Annotated in this window: 21 protein-coding genes; 8 read left to right on the top strand and 13 right to left on the bottom strand. The window is 68.7% G+C overall.

Annotated elements, in window-relative coordinates; all coding sequences use genetic code 11:
• Positions 1–81 precede the first annotated feature (81 nt).
• Both ACZ6Z4_RS25375 and ACZ6Z4_RS25370 read left to right on the top strand, forming a co-directional pair.
• Positions 82–1,470, top strand: coding sequence for an FAD-dependent monooxygenase (locus ACZ6Z4_RS25375; RefSeq protein ID WP_465569153.1), 1,389 nt, complete (start codon positions 82–84; stop codon positions 1,468–1,470).
• Between the two features lie 4 nt (positions 1,471–1,474).
• Positions 1,475–1,912 (top strand): NUDIX hydrolase, encoded by a 438-nt coding sequence (locus ACZ6Z4_RS25370; RefSeq protein WP_465569151.1) that lies wholly within the window; start codon positions 1,475–1,477, stop codon positions 1,910–1,912.
• Here the strand turns inward: ACZ6Z4_RS25370 and ACZ6Z4_RS25365 are convergent.
• Positions 1,897–3,036: a lipid II:glycine glycyltransferase FemX gene (locus ACZ6Z4_RS25365; protein WP_465569149.1), complete on the bottom strand. Its 1,140-nt coding sequence runs from the start codon at positions 3,034–3,036 to the stop codon at positions 1,897–1,899. The two genes, ACZ6Z4_RS25370 and ACZ6Z4_RS25365, sit on opposite strands and share 16 nt — an antisense overlap.
• A 174-nt stretch (positions 3,037–3,210) precedes the next feature.
• On the opposite strand from ACZ6Z4_RS25365, the gene ACZ6Z4_RS25360 reads away from it, so the two are divergent.
• Positions 3,211–3,840, top strand: a complete 630-nt coding sequence (locus ACZ6Z4_RS25360; RefSeq protein ID WP_465569147.1) for a nucleoside/nucleotide kinase family protein — start codon at positions 3,211–3,213, stop codon at positions 3,838–3,840.
• On the opposite strand, the gene ACZ6Z4_RS25355 is transcribed toward ACZ6Z4_RS25360, so the two are convergent.
• Entirely contained in the window at positions 3,837–4,571 is a 735-nt protein-coding gene (locus ACZ6Z4_RS25355) for a TetR/AcrR family transcriptional regulator (RefSeq protein ID WP_465569275.1), read from the bottom strand. The two genes, ACZ6Z4_RS25360 and ACZ6Z4_RS25355, sit on opposite strands and share 4 nt — an antisense overlap.
• A gap of 57 nt (positions 4,572–4,628) precedes the next feature.
• Here ACZ6Z4_RS25355 and ACZ6Z4_RS25350 point away from each other — a divergent pair, with 57 nt between their 5' ends.
• From ACZ6Z4_RS25350 to ACZ6Z4_RS25340, 3 genes are all read left to right on the top strand, one after another.
• Positions 4,629–5,564, top strand: a complete 936-nt coding sequence (locus tag ACZ6Z4_RS25350) for an ATP-binding cassette domain-containing protein (RefSeq protein ID WP_465569145.1) — start codon at positions 4,629–4,631, stop codon at positions 5,562–5,564.
• Entirely contained in the window at positions 5,561–6,334 is a 774-nt protein-coding gene (locus ACZ6Z4_RS25345) for an ABC transporter permease (protein ID WP_465569143.1), read from the top strand. The genes ACZ6Z4_RS25350 and ACZ6Z4_RS25345 overlap by 4 nt, the downstream gene beginning before the upstream one ends.
• Positions 6,335–6,678: 344 nt before the next feature.
• Complete coding sequence (locus ACZ6Z4_RS25340) at positions 6,679–6,873, top strand: hypothetical protein (RefSeq protein ID WP_465569141.1); 195 nt, start codon at positions 6,679–6,681, stop codon at positions 6,871–6,873.
• A gap of 98 nt (positions 6,874–6,971) precedes the next feature.
• On the opposite strand, the gene ACZ6Z4_RS25335 is transcribed toward ACZ6Z4_RS25340, so the two are convergent.
• Genes ACZ6Z4_RS25335 through ACZ6Z4_RS25305 form a run of 7 tightly spaced genes read right to left on the bottom strand, consistent with a single transcriptional unit; the run spans position 6,972 to position 13,980 of the window.
• Positions 6,972–7,805 (bottom strand): alpha/beta hydrolase family protein, encoded by an 834-nt coding sequence (locus ACZ6Z4_RS25335; RefSeq protein ID WP_465569139.1) that lies wholly within the window; start codon positions 7,803–7,805, stop codon positions 6,972–6,974.
• The gene (locus ACZ6Z4_RS25330; protein WP_465569137.1) at positions 7,802–8,641 is read right to left on the bottom strand and encodes an ABC transporter ATP-binding protein; all 840 of its coding nucleotides are present in this window, start codon (positions 8,639–8,641) and stop codon (positions 7,802–7,804) included. The genes ACZ6Z4_RS25335 and ACZ6Z4_RS25330 overlap by 4 nt, the downstream gene beginning before the upstream one ends.
• Complete coding sequence (locus tag ACZ6Z4_RS25325) at positions 8,638–9,435, bottom strand: ABC transporter ATP-binding protein (RefSeq protein ID WP_465569135.1); 798 nt, start codon at positions 9,433–9,435, stop codon at positions 8,638–8,640. The genes ACZ6Z4_RS25330 and ACZ6Z4_RS25325 overlap by 4 nt, the downstream gene beginning before the upstream one ends.
• The gene (locus tag ACZ6Z4_RS25320; protein ID WP_465569133.1) at positions 9,432–10,286 is read right to left on the bottom strand and encodes an ABC transporter permease; all 855 of its coding nucleotides are present in this window, start codon (positions 10,284–10,286) and stop codon (positions 9,432–9,434) included. The genes ACZ6Z4_RS25325 and ACZ6Z4_RS25320 overlap by 4 nt, the downstream gene beginning before the upstream one ends.
• The gene (locus tag ACZ6Z4_RS25315) at positions 10,283–11,227 is read right to left on the bottom strand and encodes an ABC transporter permease (RefSeq protein WP_465569131.1); all 945 of its coding nucleotides are present in this window, start codon (positions 11,225–11,227) and stop codon (positions 10,283–10,285) included. The genes ACZ6Z4_RS25320 and ACZ6Z4_RS25315 overlap by 4 nt, the downstream gene beginning before the upstream one ends.
• Before the next feature lie 3 nt (positions 11,228–11,230).
• Positions 11,231–12,868 carry an ABC transporter substrate-binding protein gene (locus ACZ6Z4_RS25310; protein ID WP_465569129.1) on the bottom strand — a complete coding sequence of 546 codons (1,638 nt, stop codon included), beginning with the start codon at positions 12,866–12,868 and terminating at the stop codon, positions 11,231–11,233.
• Positions 12,869–12,876: 8 nt separating this feature from the next.
• Complete coding sequence (locus tag ACZ6Z4_RS25305; protein WP_465569127.1) at positions 12,877–13,980, bottom strand: C45 family autoproteolytic acyltransferase/hydolase; 1,104 nt, start codon at positions 13,978–13,980, stop codon at positions 12,877–12,879.
• Positions 13,981–14,133: 153 nt separating this feature from the next.
• Here ACZ6Z4_RS25305 and ACZ6Z4_RS25300 point away from each other — a divergent pair, with 153 nt between their 5' ends.
• Together ACZ6Z4_RS25300 and ACZ6Z4_RS25295 are read left to right on the top strand one after the other, a co-directional pair.
• Positions 14,134–14,967, top strand: a complete 834-nt coding sequence (locus tag ACZ6Z4_RS25300) for a MurR/RpiR family transcriptional regulator (RefSeq protein ID WP_465569125.1) — start codon at positions 14,134–14,136, stop codon at positions 14,965–14,967.
• A 498-nt stretch (positions 14,968–15,465) separates the two neighbouring features.
• A complete protein-coding gene (locus tag ACZ6Z4_RS25295; protein WP_465569123.1) occupies positions 15,466–15,792 on the top strand; it encodes a putative quinol monooxygenase in 327 nt (108 codons plus the stop codon).
• Positions 15,793–15,798: 6 nt separating this feature from the next.
• On the opposite strand, the gene ACZ6Z4_RS25290 is transcribed toward ACZ6Z4_RS25295, so the two are convergent.
• The 4 genes from ACZ6Z4_RS25290 to ACZ6Z4_RS25275 form a co-directional block, all read right to left on the bottom strand.
• Positions 15,799–16,011 (bottom strand): hypothetical protein, encoded by a 213-nt coding sequence (locus ACZ6Z4_RS25290; protein WP_465569121.1) that lies wholly within the window; start codon positions 16,009–16,011, stop codon positions 15,799–15,801.
• The gene (locus tag ACZ6Z4_RS25285) at positions 16,008–16,457 is read right to left on the bottom strand and encodes a hypothetical protein (protein ID WP_465569119.1); all 450 of its coding nucleotides are present in this window, start codon (positions 16,455–16,457) and stop codon (positions 16,008–16,010) included. The genes ACZ6Z4_RS25290 and ACZ6Z4_RS25285 overlap by 4 nt, the downstream gene beginning before the upstream one ends.
• 167 nt (positions 16,458–16,624) lie before the next feature.
• A complete protein-coding gene (locus tag ACZ6Z4_RS25280) occupies positions 16,625–17,032 on the bottom strand; it encodes an SgcJ/EcaC family oxidoreductase (RefSeq protein ID WP_465569117.1) in 408 nt (135 codons plus the stop codon).
• Between the two features lie 33 nt (positions 17,033–17,065).
• Positions 17,066–17,860: an NAD(P)-dependent oxidoreductase gene (locus tag ACZ6Z4_RS25275; protein WP_465569115.1), complete on the bottom strand. Its 795-nt coding sequence runs from the start codon at positions 17,858–17,860 to the stop codon at positions 17,066–17,068.
• Positions 17,861–17,927 lie beyond the last annotated feature (67 nt).

Below are 17,927 nucleotides of genomic sequence, written 5' to 3'. Positions count from 1 at the left end.
CACCTCCTTGACAGCGAACACTAGCGACGCGCACACTGAATTCAGATTCAGTGAATCATAATTCAGCGAAGCGGAGAAGACATGAACGTACTGATCGCCGGCGCCGGCCCCACCGGGCTCGTCCTCGGCATCGACCTGGCTCGGCGCGGGATCGCCGTCCGCGTGGTCGATCAGGCCACCGGCTACTTCGAGGGCTCCCGTGGCGACGGCCTGCAGCCGCGGACGATGGAGGTGTTCGAGGACCTCGGCGTGCTCGACGAGGTGCTCGCTCAGGGAATCCCCGCGCCGGCCATGAAGGTCGTGATCGACGGGAAGTTCATCCAGGAGCGCCGGATGGCGCCGATCGTCGAGCCGACCGCCGACTCGCCGTACCCCAACGCGCTGATGCTCGGTCAGTCGAGGACCGAGGCGATCCTGCGCGCCAAGCTCGCCGAGTACGGCGTCCAGGTGGAACTCAGTACCGGCCTCGACACCTTCACCCAAGATGAGGACCAGGTAACAGCGACGTTGTCCACCGGCGAGATCGTCACCGTCGACCACCTGGTCGGCGCCGACGGCGGCCGCAGCACCGTCCGCAAGGTGCTCGGCATCCCGTTCACCGGCGTCACCGACGAGTCGGTCCGGATGCTGCTCGGCGACGTCGCGGCCGACGGGCTCGACCACGATTTCGGCTACTGGTTCGCCCAGGGCACCAACCCGATGAGTGGCGTGATCATGACCCCGCTGTCCGGCGGCGACCAGTTCCAGTTCGGGACGCCGCTCGACGACGACCAGCTCGACCCGACCCTGGAGACCCTGCAGGAGCTCGTCGACCGGTACGCCGGACCAGGCGTCGCCAAGCTCCGCGATCTGACCTGGTCGACGATCTGGCGGCCGAACATCCGGCTCGCCGAGCGGTTCCGCGACGGCCGCGTGTTCCTGGCCGGCGACGCCGCGCACGTGCACCCGCCGACCGGCGGTCAAGGGCTGAACACCGGCGTCCAGGACGCGTACAACCTCGGCTGGAAGCTTGCCAGCGGCAACGAGGAGCTGCTGGCGTCGTACGAGACCGAGCGGCGGACCAACGCCGAGCGGGTGCTGGGGATCAGCACCGGGATCATGAAGAAGTACCAGGACGGCGACGAGGGCGCGCACGAGCGCGGCCGGGACACCCAGCAGCTCGACATCAGCTACCGGGACCCGGGCGATCCCGCGCGGCTCACCACCGGCGACCGGGCGCCGGACTCACCGATGGTCGATGCTGAGGGCAAGCGGACACGGCTCTTCGAGCTGTTCCGCGGGCCGCACGAGACGCTGCTCCGGTTCGCACCCGATGCTCCGAGCAACCACCCGCACACCGTGGACGTTGTCCGGGGCAACCCGACCGGCACCGCGTACGCCTCTCCCGAGGCGTTCCTCCACTACGACGCCGACGAGGGTGACGAGCTGCTCGTCCGGCCCGACGGCTACCTGGGCGCCGTCCTACGATGACCGGATGCACTTCACGGAGTACCACACGCGGCTGGCGGCGTACGCGGTGATCGTGGACGACAGCGGCCGGATCCTGCTCACCTGGTTCAACGGCACCAAGCGCGACGCGCCGTGCTGGTCGCTGCCGGGCGGCGGGGTCGAGTACGACGAGACCGTCGAGCAGGCTGTCGTTCGCGAGGTGCTCGAGGAGACCGGGTACGACGTGGTGCTGCACGAGCCGCTGGTCGTGCACTCGTTCACCGCGCCGAGCGAGCCGGACCGGCCGCTGCCGTTCAAGTCGGTTCGTGTCGTCTACCGCGCGACGATCACCGGCGGCACCCTCGGCACGCTCGAGGTCGGCGGCTCCACGGACTTCGCGGAGTGGAAGCCGCTCGACCTCGACCTCAGCGAGCCGCGTGCGGACATCGTCGACGTGGCAATCAAGGCTCACCGCGCCCGGTAACGCCGCATTGCATGATGCAACGTCTGGTTGACCACCCCAGGCAGCGTCAGCTCCCACTCCCCCAGCGTCTCGACCACATCCCCACCGGTCCCGAGCTTCCACCGCAGCAGCCCGTACTCGCGCCGCTCCGGATCGAGACAGTCCGAGATCCCCCGCATGTCGTAGTACGCGGCACCGTGCTTGAAGGCGTCCTGCATCATCCGCCACTGCAACGCATGACTCGGTCGTACGTCGCGACGATGGCTCGCCGACGCACCCGTCTGGTACCAGACCCGGCGCCCGACCACGTTCATCGTGTGCGCGGCGAGCACCTCGCCGTCGTACGACGCCAGGTACAGCCGCATCCGGCCGGGCGCTTCGGCGTTGAGCGCGCGGTACTGGCGCTGGTAGTAGCCGAGCGTCCGCCCGAGCCGGAAGCCGTTGCGCTGCTCAGTTGTCTGGAGCAACTGGTAGAACGCCGGTAAGTCGCCCTCGGCACCTATCCGCGTTTCGATGCCGGATCGCACTGATTTCTTCAGGTTTCGTTGCCACTCGCTGTTCATCGCGGTCAGCACGCCGTCCAGCGAGGGCAGCGGAACCTGGAAGACGAACCGCGGCTGAGCGTCGCCGCCGTCCTCGCAGCGCGCCCAGCCGAGCGACCGCAGCCGGTCGCTCACCGACGACCCGACCGGCTCGACGAGATCGGGCAACACGTCCCCGATCCGCAGCGACGGACCGGCTGCGGTCTTCAGCGTCGCAGCCTTCCACCGTCGGAGCGCCGGCGGCGGACCGAGCCGTACGGCGAACGCGCCACCCTCGACGAGATGCTCGATCAGCGGCGTCAGCCAGCGGTCGAGCGCCGGGTCGGTCCAGTCGATGTCCGGGCCCTCCGGCAGGTACGCGAACGACCGCCGTACGCCGGGAACGCCGCGGTGCAGCACCAGCGCCGTACCGACGATCTCGCCGTCGGCGTCACGCCAGGCGAGCAGCTCCGGGCGCCAGTCGGGCTTGACCTGCGCCCAGGACGGGTTCTGCAGGAAGCTCCGGCCGCCGTACAGATCACCGGCGGCCAGGTACGTCGCGGCGTCGACAGCTCCTACTGTCAGCCGGGCTTGTCGAGTTGGACTCAGAGTCGTGGCGAGCACAGCGCACCTCCGGGTCGGTTGATCGGCATCCCTTGTAGACAAAGACGTAACGACCGCCCGAAAACGTTCTGTCCGCCTCTGCACTGTTCGACGCCACGGACCAACCGGAGTGTCACAGCTCAACTCGTTGCGCAAAGTCCCCCCGCGCCCGGCGGCCGGATCTAGGATCTGGGGATGCGCTCCCTCGACCCGCTCGCCGCCCGCCACCGCGCCGCCGAGCTGGCCTCGTCACCTGAGCGCGCGATCCTCGGCATCACGGGCGCTCCTGCTGCCGGTAAGTCGACGTACGCCGAACGCCTGGTCGCCGAACTCAGCGCGGACGGGGTGCGGGTCGCGCTGGTGCCGATGGACGGGTACCACCTCGCGCAGTCGGCGCTGGAGGCGCTCGGGCAGGCGGAGGTGAAGGGGGCGCCGCAGACGTTCGACGCCGGTGGGTTCGTGGCGCTGCTGCGCCGGCTGAAGGAGCGCGACGGGACGACGGTCTGGGCGCCACGCTTCGACCGCCGGCTCGAGGACTCGATCGCCGCGAGCATCGGCGTCGGGCCGGAGATCGACCTGGTGGTGACCGAAGGCAACTACTTGCTCCTCGATCAGGAGCCGTGGGCAACTGGTCGCTCACTCATCGACGAGGTCTGGTACATCGACCTCCCCGACAAGGTCCGCCATTCCCGCCTCGAAGCCCGTCATCGCCGCTTCGGGCGCTCACCTGAGGAAGCACACGCGCGCACGTTCGGCTCGGACGAGCACAACGCGCAGCTGATCGCCGCCACCAAACCGTCGGCGGACGCGATCCTTCAGCTCTAGCCGCAGGTGCGCTCGATGAAACCCGCGACGCCGTCCAGGTAGAGCTGCAGGCCGAAGTCGAAGTCCTCGTTGTCGGACTCTTCGTAGGTGATCTCGGTGTCGAAAACCCCCGCGGCGAGGACTCGAGCCAGGGCAGGGAGGCGCTGGGGATCGACGACGGCCTTCAGGACCGCGCCGTACCGGCTGAAGAGCTCGGGCTTGTCGGCGAAGCCTGCGGCGAGGTCGAGGGACAGGCGGATCTGACCGTGGACGTAGGTGAGCAGGCCCATCACCACACCGACCTTGCCCTCCTCGGACAGACCGGTGTCGGCCAGAACGGACAGCGCGGAGTCGAACCAGGCCAGGTTCTTCGGGCCGGTGGGCGGACCCGACAAAGTGAGCTGTGAGTACCAGGTGTGCCGGCGCGTCACGGTCAGGACGTTGTCGGCCCAGAACGTCAGGCCGGTGCGCCAGTCGACGCCTTCCGGCATCGGTTCGGGGTGCTCCAAGGCGGCGTCCGACATCAGCGTGAGCAGGTCGTCCTTGCTCTTCACGTGCCGGTAGAGCGCCATCGTCGAGTTGCCGAGGCGTTCGGCGACGCGGGCCATCGAGACCGCGGCCAGGCCCTCGGCGTCGGCGAGCTCGATCGCGGCCTGGGTGATGTCGTCGACGGTCAGCGACGGCTTCGGGCCGCGCCGGGCGGTGTCCTTCAGCCCCCACATCAGCACCACGTCCGCGGGCAGCTCGCTCATCTCCACCTCGCCAGTCTAGAAACGACTACTGCGTACCTGCTACGCTAATTAGCGTAGATGATACGCAGTAAGGGGATGATCATGATCGTCGAGGCGACCGGCCTGACCAAGACGTACGGCAGTACCGAGGTGTTGAGCGGGGTCGACCTGGAAGTAGAAGAGGGCGAAGTGCTCGCCCTGCTCGGCCCGAACGGCGCCGGCAAGACCACCACCGTGCGGATCCTGACCACGCTCACCCGCCCGACCGCCGGCACCGCGTCCATCGCCGGGTACGACGTGGTGCACGCGGCGGCCAAGGTCCGCGGCGTGATCAGCCTGACCGGCCAGTACGCCGCGGTCGACGACAACCAGACCGGGCGCGAGAACCTCGTCATGGTCGGCCGCCTGATGCATCTCGGCCGCGGCCAAGCGAGGCAGCGGACCCAAGACCTGCTCGAACGCTTCGGCCTCACCGACGCGATGGACCGCCGGGTGAAGACGTACTCCGGCGGCATGCGCCGCCGCCTCGACCTCGCGATGAGCCTGATCGGCCGGCCGCGGGTGATCTTCCTGGACGAGCCGACCACCGGGCTCGACCCGGCCAGCCGGCTGACCATGTGGGAGGCGATCGGCGAACTGGTCCGGGACGGGACCACGATCCTGCTCACCACCCAGTACCTCGAGGAGGCCGACCGCCTGGCCGACCGGATCGTGCTGCTCGACCACGGCCGGATCACCGCGGCCGGGACCGCGGACGCACTCAAGAGCCAGGTCGGCGGCGAGCGGATCGAGCTCTATTTCACCGACCCGGTCGACGCGCAGAAGACGGCGCAGGCGCTGAACGGCCTCGCGGACGGCGTACTGGTGAACCTGCCGTCGGACGGGACGGCCGCGCACCTGCACGCCGTACTGGACGATCTGCGGGCGCAGGGTCTGCAACCCCAGCGTGTCTCGTCGCACCGGCCGACGCTCGACGATGTGTTCCTCACCCTGACCGCCAAGGAGACCGCATGAGCCACGAGGGGTTCGCGGCCGCGCTGAGCGACACCGCGACGATGATCGACCGCAGCATCCGGCTCAGCCGGCGCAACGTGGACACCCTGTTCGTGTCGATCCTGCTGCCGTTGCTGATGATGATGCTGTTCGTCTACGTGTTCGGCGGCGCGATCGAGACCGGTACGGCGTACATCAACTACGTGGTGCCCGGGATCCTGCTGCTGACCACCGGGTACGGCGCCTCGAACACCGCGATGGCGGTCGCCGACGACATGACGAAGGGCATGATCGACCGGCTCCGCTCGTTGCCGGTGCGCAGTTTCGCGGTGCTGACCGGGCACGTCACCGCGAGCGTGGTCCGGAACGCGGCGTCGACCGCGATCGTGCTGCTCGCGGCGCTGGCGATGGGCTTTCGGCCGAACGCAACACCGCTGGAATGGCTGGGCGCGATCGGCCTGCTCGCGCTGTACGTGATCGCGCTGTCCTGGCTCGCGGCCGGGCTCGGCGTGATCGCGAAGACGGTCGAGTCGGCGAGCACGCTGAGCTTCTTCATGCTGTTCCTGCCGTACCTGAGCAGCGCGTTCGTGCCGCCCGAGACGATGCCGGGCTGGCTCCGCCCGATCAGCGAGCACCAGCCGATCACGCCGGTGATCGAGACCGTGCGCAGCTTCCTGACCGGTACGCCGCTGGGCAGCAGCGGCTGGATCGCGCTCGCGTGGTGCGGCGGCCTGCTGGTCTTCTCGGTGACGTTCGCGTCGCTGCTCTACCGGCGCAGCGGCAGCAGCTGAAAAAACGAGTGCCCCGACCTTGGATCGGGGCACTCGCCCGTGCGGGTCCCGGGGGGAGTGGGACCTCCACACGTGGGGGGGACCTCGAATCTATCGCCTCCGAAGGGTCAGACCGGAATCGAGACGGCGATTCTCGTAACCCTGTCCGCTGAGCGGTCGATCGGTGCGCCCAACGGTCGATGTTTGCCTTGACAACGTTTGACCTGGAGGTCCGGAGGTTCGCCTTGTCCGACGACGAGCAGCGTTGTCCGGCCCCGCTCGAAGATTCTCCTCCCCCCGATGTCGATTTCGGGAGTTCTGGTCCGACGTACCAGTGAGAGCGAAAAACAAGGGAGAGGGTCAGCATGAACGGGAACAGCGCCAACCAGATGATCGTCAGCATGCTGGCCGAGGGGAACCCGGTCTGGTACGTGGCGGCGATGGTGAACATGCGCAGTCACGACGTGTACGTGATCGGGCAGGCCGCCGGGTACCCGGACAAGGCGAAGTTGCGGCGGGCGGTGTGGGCCGAGCAGAACCGGGCCCGGGCCGCCGCGTGAGCGCGGCGCCAGGAGCAGTGGGGCGGGGCGGTGCACCCAGGGCAGGGACCGGGTGCACCGCCGGCTGAGCGGGGCGGGACGTCAGTACGTCGTACGGATCAGGCCTTGGCCGCCAGCAGGCCGGCCATCCAGCGGGTGACCGTGGGGAGCATCGCGCTGCCGGAGTGAGCGGCGCCGTCGACCATGTCGAAGGTGACGTCGAGGCCGTGGGAGCGGTAGTTGCGCTCCAGGGTGCGGAGCCGCTCGATGCGGGTGCTGCCGGTCTTCTCGACGCCGTCCATCCAGTTCGACTCGCCGGGGTTGTTGATCTCCCAGGTCTCGACGTCCTCGGTGCCGACCACCATCTGGATCGGCACCCGGCGCAGCGCGTCGAAGTCGATCTTCTGCCCGAACTTCTGCTCGAACCCCTTCGTCCCCAGCCACCACTCCAGCGTGTCGTCGAGCTGGGTGATCCGGCCCGGCGCCCCGATCGAGGCCGCCGCGAGCCGGTCCGGGTGCAGGTACAGGAACCGGTGCGTGAACTGCCCGCCGCCGGAGAACCCGTGCAGGTAGAACTTGTCCGCCGCCACCGGGAACCGCTCGGCCACCTCGTCGACGATCGACAGCAGCATGTGGTCGAAGCGGATGCCCTCGTACTCGATGAACTTGAAGTTGTGCAGGTCGTTGGGGTCGATCAGCCCGGCCGGGAAGATCGGCGTCAGGATCACCACGCCGTACTCGTCGGCGAAGTCCTTGAGGTTGTCGCGGTACTTCGCCGCGGTCCGCGCGGTCCCGTGCTGGACCACCAGCAGCGGCGCCCGGTCGTCGTCCTGCAGCTGCTTGGGCACGTAGAGCAGGTAGTGCAGCCGCGGGTCGGCCTGGGAGGCGAAGATCGGGATCGACCCGCGCTGGTAGAACGCAGCGGTAGGGGCGACCTGCTGGGTGTCGGTCATGAACGTCCTTCGGTGAGTGCGAATGCGGCCCGCAGTTCGGCCACGCGTTCCGGCTGCCAGCCGGGCGCGGGGGCCGAGGAGAGCAGCATCTGGGTGTAGGGGTGCCGGGGCCGGCGGAGCAGCTCGGCGGTGGCGTTCTGCTCGACGTCGTCGCCGCGGTACATCACCAGGATGTGGTCGGTGACCTCACCGACCACCGCGAGGTCGTGGCTGACGAAGACCAGCGCGATCCCGAGCGCGTCGCGGATCTCGTTGAGCAAGGCCAGGATCTTGGCCTGGACGGAGACGTCGAGCGCGGAGACCGCCTCGTCGAGGACCAGCACCTTCGGCCGTACGGCGAGCGCCCGCGCGATCGCGACCCGCTGCCGCTGGCCGCCGCTGAGCTCGTGCGGCCGGGACGCGGCGAGCTTCGACGCGAGCCCGACCTGGTCGAGCAGGTTGCCGACCTCGGCGGCGACGGCCGCCTTGGCCAGGTCCGGCCGGTGCCGGTTCAGTACGTCGCGCAGGCACGACTCGACGCTGAGCCGGCGGTCGAGCGAGGTGTAGGGGTCCTGGAAGACCATCTGGATCTCGCGGGCGCGCCGCAGCCGGGCGGCCTTGCCGCGCTCGAACGCCTTGGTCTCCCGGCCGTCGACCGTGACCGTGCCCTGATCAGGACTGGACAGCCCGACCAGCATCCGGGCGACGGTGGTCTTGCCGGAGCCGGACTCCCCGACGACACCGAGCGAACCGCCGGCCTCGACGGAGAAGCTGATGTCCCGGGCCGCGACGACGGGAGCGGCGCCGCGTTTGCCGTGGAAGGTCTTACAGAGCTTGTCGACCGCGAGCACGCTCATCGGGTCACCACCTCGTCCTGCTCGGGCAGCGTCGGGACGGCCTCCGACAGCTGCCGGGTGTACTCGTTGGTCGGGTTCTCGAAGATCGTCGCCCCCGGCTGGTGGTCGACGATCAGCCCTTCCCGCATCACGTACACCCGGTCGCAGTACGCCGCCGCCAGGTGCAGGTCGTGGGTGATGAACAGGACGCCGAGGTCCCGCTCGCCGCGCAACCGCTTGAGCAGGGCAAGCACCTCGGCCTGCGTCGTCACGTCCAGAGCGCTCGTCGCCTCGTCGGCCAGCAGGAGCTTCGGGTCGATGCTCAGCGCCGCCGCGATCACGACCCGCTGCAGCATCCCGCCGGACAGCTGGTGCGGGTACTTGCGCAGCAGCGACTCCGGGTCACGCAGGCCGACGTGCTCGAACAGCGTGAGCAGCTTGGACCGCGCGGCCTTCTTGTTCAGCCCGTGTACCTGGACCAGCCGCTCGGTGGCCGAGTCGCCGATCCGGCGGACCGGGTTGAGCGCCGTACGAGGGGCCTGGAAGATCATCGCGGCGTCGTTCGCGCGGATGTTCTGCACGGTCGCGTCGTCGGCGGACAGCACGTCCACTCCCCCGACGCTGACCCGGCCGCCGGCCTGCGCCTCGTCCGGGAACAGCCGGAGCGCGGCGCGGGCGGTCGTCGACTTGCCCGACCCGGACTCACCGACCAGCCCGACCGTCTCACCGGTCGCGACCTGCAGCGAGATCCCGCGCAGGATCTCCACCGTCGGGACCCGCAGCGTCAGGTCCTCGATCTCGAGCAGCATGCTCATTTCCTCACCGCCAGCTTGTCGGCCAGCCGGACGCCGATGACATTGGTCGCGACCACCACGATCGCGATCGTCAGACCGGGGATCAGGGCCGGGCCGACGATGCCCTGGATGACACCGGTCCGGCCTTCCTGCACCATCAGGCCCCACTCCGAGCTCGGCGGCTGCGAGCCGAAGCCGAGGAAGTTCAGCGAGGCCAGACTCATCAGGCCCTCGCCGAACAGCACGACCAGGTAGCCGACGAGTGTGGGCATCAGGTTCGGCAGCAGGTACTTGCCGCACAGGACGGCCCCACCGACTCCTTGCAGCCGGTAGGCGTCGACGTACGGGCGGGCCATCTCCTCCAGCGCGATCGCGCGGGTGAACTTCGCGATCGCGGGCGCGTAGGCCAGCGCCATGCCGAGCACCGAGGTGAGCTGACCGCGGTCGAACACCGCGATCACCAGTACGACGAACAGCAGGCCCGGGAAGGCGAACATCACGTCGGTCACCCGGCTCAGCGCCGTGTCGACCCAGCCGCCCTTCCAGGCGGCGGTGATGCCGATCAGCACACCCATCACGGTCGCGACCGCGAGCAGCGCGATCGCGCCGAGCAGACTCGGCCGGGCACCGTGGATGATCCGCGACAGGATGTCGCGGCCCAGCTGGTCGGTACCCAGCCAGTGCGTCGCGCTCGGCGGCTGCCAGAGCGCGCTGAAGTCGGTCTGCGACGGGTCGAACGGTGACACCAGCGGCGCGAACACCGCGGCGATCACCGCCAGCGCCAGCACGCCGGCGCTGAGGTAGAAGGGCCACTCCTGACGGCGGCGGGTCGCCGTCGCAGTCAGGACGGGCGCGGACAGGTCAACGGTCATGAGGTGCTCCTGGCCAGAACCCTTGCATCGAGCAACGGATAGATCAGGTCGACGATCACGGTGACGGCCATGTAGGCGATCACCATGTAGAGCAGGATGGCCTGCACCACCGGGAAGTCGTGGGTGTTGATCGCCTCCACCAGCAGGCTGCCGATCCCGTTCAGCCCGAAGACCCCCTCGACCACGACCGTGCCGGCCAGCATGCCGGCCAGGATCAGCCCGCACATCGTCACGATCGGGCCGAGGGAGTTGCGCAGCACGTGCCGGGTGACGGTCTTCCGGGACGCGAGACCGTACGACCGGGCCGCCTCGACGTGGTCGAGACTCTGCTGCTCGACCATCGTCTGCCGGGTGACCCGGCTGACCACCGCGATCGCCCCGAGGGCGAGCGCGATGGCCGGCAGGGTGAGGTGGTGGATCCGGCCGAGGAACCCCTCGCCCGGACCCGACACCGAGAACCAGCGCAGTTTCACCGCGAACACCGAGATCAGCACCACCGCGACCACGAAGTTCGGGATCGAGGTGGCGAAGGTGGTGACGCCGGTGATCAGCGCGTCGAGCGCGGTGCCCTTGCGCAGCGCGGAGACCACGCCGAGCAGGACACCGATCACGATGAACAGCACCCCGGCGTACGCGACCAGGGACAGGGTGACCGGCAGCCGGCTGCCGAGCAGATCGGTGACCGGCAACTGGTAGACGAACGACGAACCGAAGTCGCCGTGCAGCAGGTCCTTGGCCCAGATCAGGTACTGCTGCAGGAACGACTGGTCCAGGTGGTACTCGGCCCGCACCGCGGCGATCCGCTCCGGTGTCATGTTCTCCGGGTTGCCGATCAGGAACGCGACCGGGTCACCGGGCGCTGCGTACATCCCGGCGAAGATCACGAACGAGCTGATCACCAGGGTGAGCACCATCGCGCCGAGGCGCCGCAGTGCGACCATCGGTCAGGCCCCCTTGGTCCCGAGGTCGGCGGCCCACGGCGAGTAGCGGTAGCAGCCGCTGGCCGGGACACCGGTCACCTTCGACGACAGCGCCACCGTGCTCGGGCTGTCCACCACCGGGATCCACGGCATCGCCTCGGCCCACTTCTGGGCCAGCTGGATCGCGATGTCGGCGCGGGCACCGTCGTCCAGGGCACCACGGCCCTTGTTCACCAGCTCGTCGTACGCCGGGTCGTTGAGCAGCCACTGCACCGTCGAGGTGCTGGCGCCGTTCTTGTAGAAGCCGACCGGGTCGTTCTTGGAGATGAAGTAGTCGTCGGTCAGCACGTCGACGCTCTTGCGGATCGCCTCGTCGTACGGGTCGTACTGCGCGGTCGGGATCTGCGTGATCGAGGCCTTCAGCCCGATCTTCTGGGCGGCGTCGACGAACGCGTTCGCGATCACGTTGCGGACCGGCGAGCCGTCGCTGGCGATGATCAGCGGCTGGGTCTGGCCGACCTCGCCGACCAGCTTCTTGGCGGCGTCGAGGTCGCTCTGCGCGGGCTTCGAGGGCAGGCCCTGCAGGGCGTCGTACGCCGACTTGAACTTGTCCTTCTCGTAGCCCCAGGCACCGGAACCGACCGGCTCCTTCCACGGCTGGCCGAGCCCGGAGAAGGCCGCCTTGGCGATCCCCTCCCGGTCGATCGACATCGCCAGCGCCTTGCGCAGCCGGACGTCGCCGAGACCGCCGCGGTCGGTGATCATCATGTTCCAGACCCGGGTGTCCGGGCCCTGGCTGACGGTGGTGGTGCCGCCGGAGGCCAGCTGGGTCGCCGACGACAGGTTCTCCAGGTACGAGCCGGTCGCCTCACCGGTCTTCAGGGAGTTGACGATGACATCGTCGCTGCCCCACTTGAAGGTGATCTCGTCGGTCTTGGCCGCCTTCTCCTTGTTCCAGAAGTTCGGCGCCTTGGTCAGCGTGATCGACTTGCCGGACTGCCACTCCTTGAGCTGGAACGGCCCGGTGCAGGCGTCGGTCCCGCTCGGCGTGCCGTACTTGCTGCCCTGCGCCTCGACACCCTTCTTGCTCAGGACGACGCCGGCGTCGCCGGCGATCGCCTCGACGAACACCGCGTCGGACTGCTTGAACTTGACCGTCACCTCGTTCGGGCCGGTCTTGCTGACGCCGGTCACGTTCACGTACTCGTCGGACTCGGCGGCGCCGTCGGCGCGGTGCCGGTCCAGGCTCCACAGCACGTCGTCCGCCGTCATCGGCGTACCGTCGTGGAAGGTGACGCCCTGGCGGATCGTGAAGACCAGCGTGGTCGCGTCCTTCCACACGTACTTCTCGGCCAGCCCCGGCTTCAGGGTCAGGTCGGGCTGCAGCTGCAGCAGCCGGTCGCAGACGTTGGACAGGATCAGGTCGCTCTGCGAGTTCGCCGCGTCGTTGTCCAGGTCGAGGGAGCGCGGCTCCTTCGGCATGAACCAGATCGCCTTGTCGAGCTGCCCGGCCGCGGCCGGGGTGCTGTTGACCAGCTTGATCTGGTCCAGGGCCGGCGACTGCGCGGGGCTGCTGCCGTCACCACAGCCCGCGGCGACGAGCAGGCCGGCCGCGGCCAGCGCCGTACCGGTGGTGAACCTCTTCAAGGAGGTGGCGGACATGGGTACTCCTAGTCGTAAAGATTGAAGGGCACGAGCTCGTAGTCGTGCTCGCACGGGGTGCCTGCTGCGACGCGGTAGTCGCCGGTGGTGAGATCGACCAGGCTGGACAGCACGGTCGACCATTGGCTCAGCGGGCCGAGCCGGTCGTCGGGATGGGCACAGAGCGAGTCGGGCTGCCCCAGGTGGTCCGACATCGCGGTGCGGACTGCTTTCGGTACGTCGGTCGTACGCGCTGCCTCCTTCAGCCCCTTCCGGGCCTGCGGCACCCGGAGCAGGGAGTCGGGAGACATCGGGCGGTGCTGTGCCGCCAGCTGCGGCGGCACGAACGCCTGGTAGTGGTTGCCGTGCACAAGCAACCCGTCGGCGGCCGGGTACTCCCAGCCGTGGGCGCCGGGAGTCGTCTCGAGGTCGATGCTGAAACCGGATCGGTCGGTCAGCAGCGCGTTGCTCGCGATGTGCGCCTTGGTGCGGATCAGCACCTTGAGCGCGTCGGAGATGGTGGTCGAGTCCAGGACGAGCCGGCGGATCACCGTCTGCGGTACGCCGACCGTCTCGTCGAAACGGCCGCCGAGGCCGTTCGCGTTCAGGGCGAAGCCGTTGCTGCTGGCACCGTGCCGGCCGATCTGGCCGGCCTCGGTCTGGATGATGATGGTGGGTTTGGGCGGCTGGACCACCTTGAGGACCACGACGGTGTCCTTGACCGCGTGCCGCCAGTCCCAGTTCTGGCCGGCGTAGACGTGGCCGTCGGCCGCCGCCTCGCCGGTCAGCGAGAAGGAGGTGCAGCCGTCCGGGACCTCGTCGGTGGTCTTCCGGTACACGGCGGCGTCGTACACGATCTCGCCGCGGCAGTTCAGCACGACGATCTCGCGGACGGCGACACCCGATCCGGCCGCGATGCCCCGCATCTCCTCGTACAGTTCGGGGAAGTCGGTGCCGATCAGTCGTTCCCACGGCGCGGACAGGGTCTGGACCTCGGTCCAGGTGCGGCCGAGCTGCTGCTCGAACGCGGCGCGGTAGTAGTCGATCGACGCCGCGACCAGGTCGGCGGCTGCGCGACCGTACTGCAGTCCGCGATCATAGGCCGACGGACTCGACACCTCGATGATCCTCATCAGGACGGAACTCCTTGTGGGGACTTACCATGGCATTACAGGGGACCGTCTTTTGAACGGTTCGTTACAGGCTCGATGGGATCGGATGATACACAGATGACCGATGAGGTAACAGGGGTTACGGCAAAGAATCCGGCGATCGCGGAGCTGCGGATGCGAATTCGTGACCATTGGGACGAGTTCACCCCGGCCGCACAGGCCGTCTGCCGGTCACTGTCGGAGATCTCGCCGGAGCGGCTGCTCTACCTGTCCGCGGCCGACCTGGGCGTGGAGAGCCGGACCAGCAACGCGACCGTGATCCGGACGCTGCAGGCGCTCGGGTACAAGGGCCTGGCCGAGCTGAAGGACAAGGTCGCGTCCCCGTTCGGCACCGCGCAGCGCGAGCAGCGGCTTCGAGACCGGATCACCTCCACCGGCGGCGACCCCAAGCACGTCTGGGACAAGGTGATCACCGAGGCCGTCGAGCGGATCGAGTTCCTCAACGAAGGCTTCCCGCTGGACGCGTACGCCGAAGCGGTCCGCCTCCTGCTCGACGCGCGTGAGATCGTCTCGTACGGCTTCGGCGCGAACTACGTCGCCGCCGAGCACCTCACCCTGAAACTCCGCCGCCTCGGCCGCCCGGCTCGCGCGATCACCACCTCAGGCTTCCGCCTCGCCGACGACCTGCTCGCCATCCAGCACGGCGACGTCGTCGTCGTGATCGCCCCCGGCCGCCTGATCCTGGACGCCGAAGCCGTCATCGCCCGCTCCCGCGCGGTCGGCGCCCACATCATCCTGCTCAGCGAACAGAAAGTCGCCGAACGCCTGGCCGGCGACGTCACGGTCGCCATGCACGTCCCCAACACGGTCACTGGTATCACCGCCGAGGTCCTGACGTCGATCGTCGTCACGGATGCGCTCGCGCAGGCGGTGGCGGCTGCCGACACCGAGCACACGCTGGAGTCGGCGCACACTCTCGCGACGATCCGTCAACAACTCGGCTTCTGACCTAGCAAGGAGCTACCGCATCCAGCCGCACACCAGTGGCCGCGCTTGACGTTCCATCCGGCGGCAGAGTGGCAGGACGCCCGACGGCAGCGCCAGCTCCGGTGGAGCAAGGAGCTACCGCATCCAGCCGCACACCAGTTGCCACGCCTGACGTTCCATCCAGCGGCAGAGTGGCAGGACGCCCGACGGCAGCGCCAGCTCCGGTGGAGCAAGGAGCTACCGCATCCAGCCGCACACCAGTTGCCGCGCCCTGACGTTCCATCCGGCGGCGGAGTGGTCGAGCGGGGCAGGACGCGCGGACAGCTCGCCACCACCGTGTCCACCCCGATCTGGGGCAAGCTGTCCGACCCGGGTAGCGCCGGCTGCTGCGGACAAGCTCGGCCCGCGCGCCCTCCTCAGCCCCATGCGACCTCGTCGGCGGCACCACCCCGCACACCGGCAACGACTGGGCCGGTCGAGCGCTCTCGCTAGCGCGCGTGCGTCGGTAACATCCCATCCATGATCTTCATCACCGCGAAGTTCCGTGTCCTGCCCGACGACGCCGACAACTGGCCCACCATCACCGCCGACTTCACCGCCGCCACCCGCAACGAGCCCGGCTGCCTCTGGTTCGACTGGTCGCGCTCGGTCGACGACCCCACGGAGTACGTTCTCGTCGAGGCCTTCGCCGACGACGAAGCAGCCACCGCCCACGTCACCTCGGACCACTTCAAGACCGCCCAGACGTCCCTCCCACCCCACCTCGTCGAGACCCCGCGCATCGTCAACTTCAAACTCGACCAGAACGAGTGGTCCGAACTCGGCGAACTAGCCGTCAAGCGCTGACCCAGCTCACCGGAACTGCCGAACCTGCGCTGCCCGGATCGACCCCGCGACGTCATCCGGGATCCGCACCACGCAGATCTCCACCCCGAGCTCACGGATCGCCTGCCCCTGCCAAGAACGTCCCCGGAGATGCTTGACCGCGAGCTCGTCGCTCACGCAGAGCACCAGCCGGCGGGTCGCCGACATCGGTAGTGATTGAGCGATCCAGTGCAGCTTCACCGCGTCGTCATCAACTTGTACTTCTGAGCCACCTTGGCCGTTCCCTGATGAGCCCAGCACTCGGCCAACACGGACCGATCAGGGCTCACCCCGTCCACCTCGACCCGTGTCCCACTCGGATGCAGGATGCGCGCAGGCGCCAGCGGCACGCCGAGCAGGCTGCTCAACTCGCGCAGCATCACCGCCTCAGCCATCCGCTGCTCCCCCGAGCTCCCCGGCTCCGGGACCAGGGCGGCAGGCTCGACCGCCACAATCCCGTTGCCCACCGCAGTCTCGTTGGCTACCGGCGCCGAGTCGGCCGTGGACTCCTCGACCCAGCTCACCAGCTTGCCGCGCGGGCCGGTACCTCGACGGATGACGCCGTCCGCGGCCAACTGCCGGCAGATCTGGTTCACCGCCTGCCGCGGACTGATCCCGGTCACCTTCGACAGTTCGTCGTCATCCATTGGCATGGCTCGGGACCGGATTGCCCGGAGGATGCGCTCGCGATTGGTCTCCGTGCCTCGGCCCCCCGGTGGCGATTCGTCGTTGCCCGGACTGAAGTGCGCGGGCCCTTCATGCCTACCACTCGGGGTGACTGTGCACGATGGTTCAGACCTGAGGATCTCCCCTGCTATTCCGCAACGACGATCGTGTTCTGCGCGGCGGCGATGCGCCAGGTGTTGTTGTCCTTGGCGAGGACGTAGACGGGGGTGCCTCGGTCGAGGTGGCCGGTGCGGTGGATGTAGGTCTGGTTGACGTTGAGGACGGCGATGTCGGGGCGGACGAAGAGGAGGTGGTCCGGTTCGTACGTCGCGTAGGACTCGGTGGTGGCGCCGGGGAGGACCTGGCGGGTGAAGGCTTCGATGGTGGGGCGGCCGTAGAGGCGTTTGCCGTGGCCGGTGACCCAGAGGGCGTCCTCGCGGAAGACCTCGAGGAAGGCGTCGGGATCCTCGGTGCGCTGGGCGTGGTCGACGGTGGTCAGCAGGGCGAGGATCTGGTCGACGTCGTCCTGGCTCGGGATCGTTCCGGTGATGTCCATGGGACGATCCTCGGAGTTGAAGTTTGGTTGAGGTCAACTGCGGAAGTGCTTGACGAGGTGGGCGATGTCCTCGTCGGAGGGTTCGGGGTACGACGTGAGGCGGTCGTGGACTGCTCGGGCGATGGGGAGGTCGCCGGCGCGGGCTGCGAGGTCGACGTCCTTGGCGGCGAGTTTGACCTGGTAGAAGGCGTTCCCGGCCGCGGCTCGGGTTGCGAGGCCGGCCAGGGGTGAGGTGGCGAGGGACTGCTTGATCAGGTCCTCGGGGAGGCCGTAGGCGTCGGCGAGCTGGTACGCCTCTGCTACCAGGGCGACGCCGTTGACGATGGCGTTGATCATGACGATCTTCAGGGCGGCGCCGGTGCCGACCGCGCCGGTACGGCGTACTGATCCGAAGAGCTCGAGGAGCGGCATGACCTCGTCGGCGTCGCCGCCCACGAGGAGGTTGAGCTCGCCGGCGGCGGCTTTGTCGACGCTGCCCATCACGGGGGCGTCGACCAGGGTGATGCCGGCGGGGAGCAGGGCGGCGATCTCGTGGACGGCTTCCGGGCCGATGGTCGACGCGTCGATCAGTACGGCGCTGGGCTTCAGCTCGTTCGCGATCGCGCCGACGACCTCGCGGACGGCGGCTGGGTCGGACAGCATCGTGATCACCACGTCGGCATCGCTGACCGCCTGGCCCGACGTACCGGCGACGTCGGCGAAGCCGTCGGACTTGCCGGCGGATCGGTTCCACACCGTCAGCGGATAGCCGGCCTCGGCCACGCGCCGGGCCATCGGGGCGCCCATCGATCCGAGGCCGAGGAACGCGATCTTGCTGTTCTTGTCCATGCGACCAACCTAGGCACGCGGCGGACGGCGGACCAGCACCCTCTTGTATTAGTCAGAGACTCGTACC

It is taken from the genome of Kribbella sp. NPDC104740, assembly GCF_055583505.1.
This window is presented reverse-complemented; position numbering and strand designations above follow the sequence as displayed.